Origin of the sequence: uncultured Campylobacter sp., from assembly GCF_938017705.1 — a bacterium.
GTDB lineage: Bacteria > Campylobacterota > Campylobacteria > Campylobacterales > Campylobacteraceae > Campylobacter_B.
In genome coordinates, this window is sequence record NZ_CALIIS010000217.1 from 1 (window position 1) to 8,732 (window position 8,732).

At 48.7% G+C, this 8,732-nt stretch carries 8 protein-coding genes and 1 pseudogene; all 9 read right to left on the reverse strand.

Translation table 11 applies throughout. The features are described from left to right. A partial coding sequence (locus Q0605_RS09895) for a hypothetical protein (protein WP_298706635.1) occupies positions 1-1,170 on the reverse strand: 1,170 nt, incomplete at its 3' end. Continuing rightward, positions 1,154-1,909, reverse strand: a complete 756-nt coding sequence (locus Q0605_RS09900; RefSeq protein ID WP_363317219.1) for a hydrogenase maturation protease — start codon at positions 1,907-1,909, stop codon at positions 1,154-1,156. The genes Q0605_RS09900 and Q0605_RS09895, both read right to left, overlap by 17 nt. A gap of 27 nt (positions 1,910-1,936) precedes the next feature. After that, a pseudogene (locus Q0605_RS09905) lies at positions 1,937-2,032 on the reverse strand (hydrogenase expression/formation protein); the annotation flags it as partial. Further along, positions 2,029-2,703: a Ni/Fe-hydrogenase, b-type cytochrome subunit gene (gene cybH / locus Q0605_RS09910; RefSeq protein ID WP_298706636.1), complete on the reverse strand. Its 675-nt coding sequence runs from the start codon at positions 2,701-2,703 to the stop codon at positions 2,029-2,031. The gene cybH and the pseudogene Q0605_RS09905, both read right to left, overlap by 4 nt. A gap of 3 nt (positions 2,704-2,706) precedes the next feature. Continuing rightward, positions 2,707-4,428 (reverse strand): nickel-dependent hydrogenase large subunit, encoded by a 1,722-nt coding sequence (locus Q0605_RS09915; protein WP_298706638.1) that lies wholly within the window; start codon positions 4,426-4,428, stop codon positions 2,707-2,709. Between the two features lie 2 nt (positions 4,429-4,430). Continuing rightward, complete coding sequence (locus Q0605_RS09920) at positions 4,431-5,576, reverse strand: hydrogenase small subunit (protein WP_298706640.1); 1,146 nt, start codon at positions 5,574-5,576, stop codon at positions 4,431-4,433. A 380-nt stretch (positions 5,577-5,956) separates the two neighbouring features. Next, entirely contained in the window at positions 5,957-6,814 is an 858-nt protein-coding gene (gene sdhE, locus Q0605_RS09925; RefSeq protein ID WP_298706641.1) for an 8-methylmenaquinol:fumarate reductase membrane anchor subunit, read from the reverse strand. 10 nt (positions 6,815-6,824) lie between these two features. After that, positions 6,825-7,799 carry an 8-methylmenaquinol:fumarate reductase iron-sulfur subunit gene (gene sdhB, locus Q0605_RS09930; RefSeq protein ID WP_298706644.1) on the reverse strand — a complete coding sequence of 325 codons (975 nt, stop codon included), beginning with the start codon at positions 7,797-7,799 and terminating at the stop codon, positions 6,825-6,827. Continuing rightward, on the reverse strand, positions 7,796-8,732 hold a 937-nt coding region (locus Q0605_RS09935; protein ID WP_298706646.1), incomplete at its 5' end, for an FAD-binding protein. The genes sdhB and Q0605_RS09935, both read right to left, overlap by 4 nt.

An 8,732-nucleotide genomic window follows, 5' to 3' on the forward strand; every position in this document is an offset into this window, starting at 1 on the left:
CTTCGCGCCCGTTTCGTCCGCGCAAATTTGCGTCTTAAGCTCGTCGAAGCTGCGCGGCAGATTAAATTTAAGCAGAATTTTTTTAGAGCTTTCGCCGTAAATTGCGATCTCATCGTCCGCACCTACGCCCAAAAAGCAGCGCAAAACCCGTTTTTTGGGATCATTTAAAAGCCCTTTTTCACGGCACGTAAGCGCAAAAAGAGCGGAGTTTTTCTCCTTTGAGTTTTTTAGATATGAGCTTGCGCCGTCGCTTAAAAAGTCCTCGTTTTGCACGATCAAAAAGCCGTTTTGTAGCGGCGCGACCTTAAAAATTTTATCTTTTTGCGCCGCGCTTTCGCATGTTGCGCTTAAAAAATAGATCCCGTCGCTTGCCAAAGCACGCACCAGCGCAAACACGAATATGTCGCCCGCAAGCTTTACGTCAAAAAATTTAGGTGCGTCCTCGTGGTTTTTTCTAAAGATCGCATTGGTTTTTAGGCTTATGAGCGGCTTTTCAAAGGCTGCGAGCGCGATTTTGCTCTTTTCGTCGCTAGCAAAAATCCCATCTAGCGCGCCCACTCCCGCAGCTATCAAAAAATCGGCGCTAAAATCCACGTCCGCTTTGAGCGTGAAAGTTGCGCCGCTGCGCTCGATCTGCACCTGCCTTGCGTGAAGCAAGTTTAGGCGGCAAAGCTCCAACAAGCGGGCGAAATTTTCCCTGCTTACCGCTTCAAATTTGCCGTCATGAAGAACGCCGGCGCCGCTTATTATTTCGAATTCGTTTTGAGACGGCTCGGAGTGAGCGAGGTACTCTTTCATCACTCGCGGAGTGAAGTTATTAAATTTAGCCGTATTATGGGCGTTTGAAATTTCATCCTCTAAAAATTTACTTATATCGCCCGAGGAGGTATCCTCAAACGCGCCGTTAAATTTCAGCGTTTTCGCTTCGGCGCCATCCTCGTCCACCACGCGCACGGAGGATTTTGCCAAAAATATTGAGTTTGGAATCAGAGGCATCGCCTCGTCGCTAAATTCTAAAATTTCATCCTCGCCGCTGCGCATGAAAAGGCTTATTAAGTTCGCCTCTTTTTTTAGGCAAAACTCCAGCGTGCTTTTGCGGGCATAAAACAGCAAGAAGTGCGCTATCAGCGCGTTTTCATTAAGGTAGTTAAACTCATATGCTACTATCATCTCGCCCCCTTTTTGCAAATCGATCCGCGATATCTTGGGCGCTAAGATCGGCGATTTTTTCATGCGCGAAGCCAAGATCCGATAGGTACTTAAGCGCCGTTTTTTCCATGGTTTTTGAGGACTCTAATATCACGGAGCTTAGCTTGAAGCTCGCCTCTTCGATGCGCCGCGGCACGACAGCTAAAATTTTAACGTGAGGCAGATCGCCGCAAAGATCCATCATCTGCAGGGTTTGAAGCATTTCGACCTCGTGTGCCGAGCCGCTCCAGCTGATCTGCTTAGGCATCGCGTCGTAGTCGAAAAAATACACCTCGCCGCCCTCTGCGCCGTCCGCGTCTATGCAATCTACGAGCAAAATTTCATCAAATTCCGCCATCGTAGGCATCAAAAAGCTAGCCAGAGTCCCGCCGTCGATAAATCGGATCTGATCCGTGCTACTGCTCGGCGCGGCTGAATTTACGGCGATAAAGTCCGTATCGATAGAGCTTTGCGCTGCGGAATTTATAAGGGAATTCTGCGAAGTAAAATTTAAAGCGAAATTCTGCTTTGCGGAATGTTCTGAAGTAGAATTTCGGTCTAAATTTACTGCTGCGAAATTTTGCTCGGAGTTAGAATTTCCACTCGCAGAATTTTGCAAGGGGTCGCGCTCTATGGAATTTTGCGAGGTAGAATTTTGTATCGCAGATACTTGGGCGGAATTTTGCATAAAATTCTGCGCCGCGAAATTCTCGCCCGCCATAGAATTTCGTGCGGCGGTTTTAGGATAAAATTTATAGTTCTGCGCGAGCGCGCGGACGAAGTGCACGCCTATGCCCTCGTCCGCGTAGATGACATTGCCGATACCCAGTACCAGCACCCTCAAGCGTGCTCTTCCTTTTTAAATTTATAGCCGCTTACGATCGCATCCATCGCACCGTCTCTACCCTTGACAGCGTTAAAGACCGCCATATAGACGTGGATCGGTACGAAGATTATGATGATATTCATGCAAAGATGGTGAATCATTCGAACTTCGCTTAGACCGCCCATTGCAGCTTCTAGCGGGCGCAAGAGCCCATATAGCGCGCCGCCTAACCCCTCGTGATAGACGTGAATGTATAGAATCATTCCCGTTAGGCAGATTACGAATAACACTAGATAAAAGCCCAGATAGGAGATGAACTGTAGTGGGTTATAAACGCCGCGAAGATGCGGGTGCTCGCCCAAAAAGATATAGTATTTGATCTGAGCTATCCAGACGCGCGGGCTAAAAAAATCCTTGATGCTTAAAAGCTCTTTTCTGCTCTTTTTATCGAAGAAGAAAAGATAAGTTTTAAAGATCGCCGCGCCGATCATCGCAAAGCCGAAGATCAGATGCACGAATCTAAATTTAGCCTGCATGAAAAGTACCGGCTCGGGACTCACCTCGGGCGCGGTAAAAACAAAAGCGATGTAATATCCGGTGATCACCAAAATCGTAATGCAAAGCGCACGCAGCCAGTGCGTGAGCCTAAGACCGATTGAGAATTCGTATTCCGCAAATCTTTTTTTCATCGTTTATCCTTTGCTGGGATCTACCCTATAGCAGCCAAGCTCCGCCCCTTTAGCGTCCATTACGTGCACGGCGCAAGCTATGCAAGGATCGAATGAATGGATGCGGCGGATAATCTCTAGCGGCTTGGAAAGATCGGCAAGCTTAAGTCCGATCAAGCAGGATTCATAAGCGCCCATAGCGCCGTTTTTATCCTTCGGCGTGGCGTTCCAAGTAGACGGCACGACCGCCTGCCAGTTTTTGATGACGCCCTTTTCGATCCTGCACCAGTGGCTAAGTGCGCCGCGCGGCACATGACCGATATAGCGACCTTTGTACTCTTTGGAGTTATCGATTACATATTTTGCGCAGGTCTGCGTATCGCCGCTTTTGATGTTTGCGATCAAATTTTCTAGCGCAATCAGTCCGTTGTCGGCTACGACTTTAGCCTCGATCATACGGCACGCCGTTCGTCCGAGCGTTGAAAATACCGCCTCAAGCGGCAAACCGGCGTCTTTTAGGAATTGATCCACGACCTTTACTACGCGCTCGTTTTTCTTAGCGTAATTTACCACGATATTTGCAAGCGGTCCTACCTGAAGCGGCTTGCCGTCGTAGCGCGGAGCCTTGATCCAGGTATACTTGCCCTGGGTATCGAGCACCTTCGTATGCGCTTCTTTGCCGTGCGCGTCGATGCTCTGTCCGTCCTTAAGGCCCGTATAATTCGGCTCTTGCTCGCCATCGTAAGGATGAAGCGCCGCATCGTTTTTATACCACGCATGCGTTGCCTCCTCGGTGATCTTGTTCTCATCCAGCTCCAAAACCTTGCTAATATCGCCGTTCATAATCATGCCACTTTGAAATAGCCATTCGTTCTTTGAAAGCTGGAATTCTTGATGCGTCCATAAATTTGCCACACCGATATCGTTTAGCACGCTAGGCTCGTTGCCGTAAGCCTTCGCGGCCATTACGAGATCAGGATAGTAGGCGCGATTTACGAAGTCTGCGACCTCTTTAAATTTAGACATATATTCGCCCAGTCTCGCAGGGCTTAGGATATCCATTACGCAGGTGACGCCGCCTACGGTGAGGCTTTGCGGATGAGGCTGTTTCGCACCGAATATCGCCATCATCTGAGCCGCCGTGCGCTGAATGCGCAAACACTCAAGATAGTGCGAAAGAGCGATCAAATTTTGCTCCGGGCTAAGCTTATATGTTGGGTGACCGAAGTAGGCGTTGGCGAAAGGCCCCAAAGCGCCTTTCTTAACAAAAGCGCCCACGCGATCTTGCACCTCTTTTAGTTTATCCGCACCGCACGCATAAGGGGTGTCGCAGTATTTAAACGCCTCCTCGCTTGCTTTTTTAGGATCAGCGCTAAGCGCGCTTACTACATCTACGAAATCAAGCCCGTGGAGTTGATAAAAATGCACCGGATGATCGTGTAAAAACAGCGCGTTAGCCATCAACGTGCGCGTTAGCAAGGCATTTAGCGGCGGAGTGATACCAAGGGCGTTTTCTACCGCGACGATGCCCGCTTTGTAGTGCGAGAAGGTGCAGACGCCGCAAATTCTTTGCATAAAAAATCCCGCGTCGCGCGGATCTCTGTTTTTTACTATGGTCTCAAGCCCGCGCCATAGCGTCGAGCTACTATAAGCCTCGCGCACGATGTTTTCATCATCCACTACGACCTCTATTCTTAAATGTCCCTCTATTCTGGTTATCGGATCTATTACGATTCTTTGCGACATGATTATTCCCCTTTATCTTTCTTAAATGACGCAATCGCCGCGTGTGCCGCTACCGCAACACCCGTGATCGCTAAAATTCCGACACCTATCTTATCTGCGGTAGCATCAGCGCCGAGCCCGCCGAAAACGCTTTCGTAAAGGCGATCCGCCAAAGGCTCCTCAAAAGGTCCCATATGATCCCAAAAATCAGGTTCCGAGCAACCTATACAGCCGTGACCCGCCTGTACCGGCCAGCTAGTGTGGGAGTTGAAGCGCTCGCGCGAGCAGTTATTAAATGTATAAGGGCCCTTGCAGCCTACTTTATAAAGGCAATATCCGTCCTTTGCGCCCGCATCGCCGAAGCTTTCTACAAACTCGCCCGCGTCGAAATGTCCGCGGCGCTCGCATAGATCGTGGATGCGCAGCCCGTAAGCCCATTTAGGCCTATTATAAACGTCCAAGCTCGGAAGCGTGCCGAAAAGGATAAAATTTAGCACGTTGCCGACGATGTTTTTTTCGCTAGGTGGACAGCCTGGGATGTTGATGACGGGTTTGTTTATGATTTTGTCCAAACCTACGGCGCCGGTCGGATTCGGAGCTGCGGCTTGGATACCGCCGAAGCTCGAACAGGTGCCGATCGCAAATATTGCTGCAGCGCCCTCGGCAGCGTGCTTGCAGTGCTGAGCTCCGCTCTTGCCCTCAGGACCCACGGTTAGGAAAAATTCATTCTCGCCGCTTGGAATTCCACCCTCTACCATCAAGATATAGCGCCCCTTGTATTTTTCGATCGCGCCCTCTAAATTTTCCTCGGCTTGCCAGCCTGCGGCAGCCATTATCGTCTCGTGATATTCTAGGCTGATGTAATCAAATATAAGGCTGTCGATGCTAGGCGTGTCGGTGCGCAGCAAGCTCTCGCTACAGCCCGTGCACTCCGCCATATGAAGCCAGATCACAGGCAAGCGATCCGCAAGCTCCGCCGCTCGCGCCACGCTCGGTGCAAATGCGGCCGGAAGACCGAGCATCGCGGTCATCGCTCCGCTCCATTTCATAAAATCGCGGCGCGAAAAACCCTTGCTTTTAAGCCTTTCTTGTATGCTTTCCTCCGTTTTTATTCGCGGCAAACGCTCAACGGCATCAAGTCTAGCCGAAATTTGAGCCAAATCAACCATAATGTCCTCCTGAAATTTAGGATATTTTTAAATGGCATTCTATCAAAATTTAGAATTCATGCACCTTAAATTTCGTTAGATTTAATTAAAATTTTATATTTATTCATCATCTAATGGGTTTAAAATTTAAAAATAAAAGGCAGATTAAATTTACTCGGCGGATGAAACGTTAAATTACGGCGGAGAAAGCGTTAAAATTTACGAATCAATGAAATTTCATCCAAGAATTTTATAGTAGCGGAAAGTATTTTAGGATAAAGCAGGCGTAGGTCGGATGATTTTGTGAAATACTCGCAAGGCGCACTATGTGTGCGCCGCAGCGAAGTATTTTTGTAAAATCATCCGTTAAATTTTAGAAAATTCTAAATATCTCCCAAAGATCAGCTTACCAGTCTCGTTGCATCTTGGATATTGATATTTAGTCCAAGCTGTTCGTTGCTTAGCCCGAGTGCAAGACCTACCAGCTGAGATAGGTGGATGATCGGCTTTCTTGCCTTGGAGTTCATCGCTTCTTGGTATCGCTCCTGATAGATATCAAGCTGCATCTGACATAGCGGACAAGGGGTAACTACGACGTCGGCACCGTGCTCGGCAGCGTCATTTACGATCTCGCTTGACATTTTAGATACCGATTTTACCGCAGGATAGCTAGCGTGAAAACCGCAGCAATCAAGGCGTTTTTCAAAAGGTACTATCTGAGCACCAAGTGCGCTAACTACCGCTTCAAAGCTTTTCGGATTGGTCGAGCTTTCTTTTTTAAGCTCGCGCTCCGGTCTTAATGAGTGGCAGCCGTAAAATAGAGCTACTTTTAAGTTTGTTAGCGGTCTCGTGACCTTGGCTTTTAGAGTGTCTAAGCTTTGATATAGCACCCAAAGCAGACTCGTAATTTCGGTGCTTCCCTGATACTGCATACCGCCCTCTTTTAAAAAGGTATTGATATAGCTTTTAGCACCCTTATCCAACGCTAGCTTTACTTTAGTTAGAGTTAGCATACAGGTGGAGCAGGTAGTTAGCAGAGGCATATTCATACCCTCGGCTAGCGCGATGTTTCTGGCATTGGCTACTAGGCTTGCCATAGGATCGACGCATTGAGCTTGACTAGCCCCGCAGCAGCTCCAGCCCTTTATCTCGTGAAGTTTAATACCCAGCACCGGAGCGATCGCTTCAAGTGAAATTTTAGATTCCTTTGCAGCTTGACTTAAAACGCAACCCGGGAAAAATGCAAATTCGTTATTCATCCTCTCCTCCTTATTCTATCTCGCCGCTAGCTTGAGCCTTACGCGCGGCCTCTATCATCTTAACGAGCTGCGCATGACCCTCGATCTCCTCGCCGCCGAATACGTGCAAAGGATTCATCTTGCCGGCCATCATTAAATTTGCCGCTACGTCCATCTTGCCCATATTTGCAAATACGCCTTCGCTTCTTAAAGCGAGCTTGATCTCGTTTAATCTTCCGCTTCCCTCTACGATATCTAGCAGGAACGCCTCTGCGTGAGCTGGACCGCTTCCTGCGGTTAAGCCTTTTTTCATCGCTAGAGCGCGAAGTGCGGTAATATCGCTTTGAGCGCTTATGCCTTTAGGGCAGCGATCGGCGCACTCTTGGCAGTGCACGCATAGCCATAATCCGTTTAGTACCGCAGGCTTTAGATGAGGCATAGCGTCCTTGCTTCTTGAATCAAACGCGGCGCGGTTAGCGTGCGTGAAAACAAAGGGTTGCATATAATCGCTTGCGTCCGCTCCAAGCTTATTGCATTCGCTAGCGCAACATCCGCAAAGTATGCAATCCCACTGCTTTTTGACGCGCTCCATCTGCTCGGGGCTTTGCTTACAGCCCTTATCGGCGCTAAATTCTTTCTTAGGCGTAATGGTCGGTTTGATCTTTCTTAAATTTTCGATACTAGGTTCCCAATCCACTACTAGATCCGAGATCACTCGAAAATTATTTAGCGGAGAGATCGTAAAGCTATCGGGGTTTTCATACTCTGCAAGCAGAGCCTCCATCTTGGTATCGCAGGCGAGATATGAGTGCCCGTTTACCCTCACGGCACAGGCTCCGCATATCGCCATACGGCACGCTGCGGTAAAATTTAAAGTGATGTCTAAATTTTGCTTAATAAATTGCAAAACTCCAAGCAGGGTCTTTCCTTTGATCTGCTCCAAACTAAGCTCATAGGCTTGCTTATAATTTTTGCTTCCGTCGAAGCGGTCTATGATAAATTTCATTGAGGTTTCCTTCCGTCAAGAGAGAATTCCGTAACGACGACCTCTTTGTAGCCCAAGCTTAGCTCGCCTGCGTCGTTCATCGTCACGATACTGTGCTTTAAGAAATTTTTATCGTCGCGCTTCGGATAGTCCTCTCTGGTATGCGCGCCGCGGCTTTCAAGCCTCTTTTGCGCAGCCAAACACGCACAACGCGCAAGCAGGATTAAATTTCCAAGCTCGACGTAGTCGGTAAATGCGGTATTCATAACAGGATTTACATCCGCGACGCGTAGCTCGTCGTAGCGCGCTCTGATACCCTCTAAATTTTGCGAAAGCAGATCAAGCTTTTCGCCGGTTTTAAAGATGCCCATATTATCCCAAAGCTGCGCGCCTAGCTCTTCGCGCAACTCATACATCTCGCCTGCCTTGCCCGAGCCGTTTGCGATCTGCTTAAATTTAGCCTGCCATTTTTGCGCGAGCTCGCTTGCTCTTTTGCCGTCACCGAAGCCCTCTTGCTTCGCGGCATAATCCGCTGCGCCAAGCCCTGCTAGTTTGCCCGTAACGACTGCGTCGGTTAAAGAATTTCCGCCCAAGCGGTTTGCGCCATGAATCGAGATACAAGACGCTTCGCCTGCGGTGTAAAGTCCCGAAATTTTAGTGCTCATATCGTCAAATTTAGACACTTCAATGCCGCCCATCGAGTAGTGTGCGGTCGGACGAATCGGAATTGGCTCCTCGATAAGATCGATACCCTCAAACAAAATGGCGGTGTGTCTGATCTTAGGAAGGGCTTTTAAAATTTTATCTTTTCCGAGATGTCTTACGTCAAGCAGCACGTATGCGCCTAGCCCCTCGCCGTATCCCCTACCCTCGCGAATCTCGGTTTCGATCGCGCGAGCTACGACGTCGCGCGGCGCAAGCTCCATCTTTTCGTGGTAGTTTTTCATAAAGCGC

Excerpts from the sequence above, each read along its gene's own strand:
- sdhB (WP_298706644.1), bottom strand. The coding sequence starts at position 7,799 with ATGAAATTTATCATAGACCGCTTCGACGGAAGCAAAAATTATAAGCAA.
- Q0605_RS09915 (WP_298706638.1), bottom strand. The coding sequence starts at position 4,428 with ATGTCGCAAAGAATCGTAATAGATCCGATAACCAGAATAGAGGGACAT.
- Q0605_RS09920 (WP_298706640.1), bottom strand. The coding sequence starts at position 5,576 with ATGGTTGATTTGGCTCAAATTTCGGCTAGACTTGATGCCGTTGAGCGT.
- sdhE (WP_298706641.1), bottom strand. The coding sequence starts at position 6,814 with ATGAATAACGAATTTGCATTTTTCCCGGGTTGCGTTTTAAGTCAAGCT.
- cybH (WP_298706636.1), bottom strand. The coding sequence starts at position 2,703 with ATGAAAAAAAGATTTGCGGAATACGAATTCTCAATCGGTCTTAGGCTC.
- Q0605_RS09900 (WP_363317219.1), bottom strand. The coding sequence starts at position 1,909 with ATGGCGGGCGAGAATTTCGCGGCGCAGAATTTTATGCAAAATTCCGCC.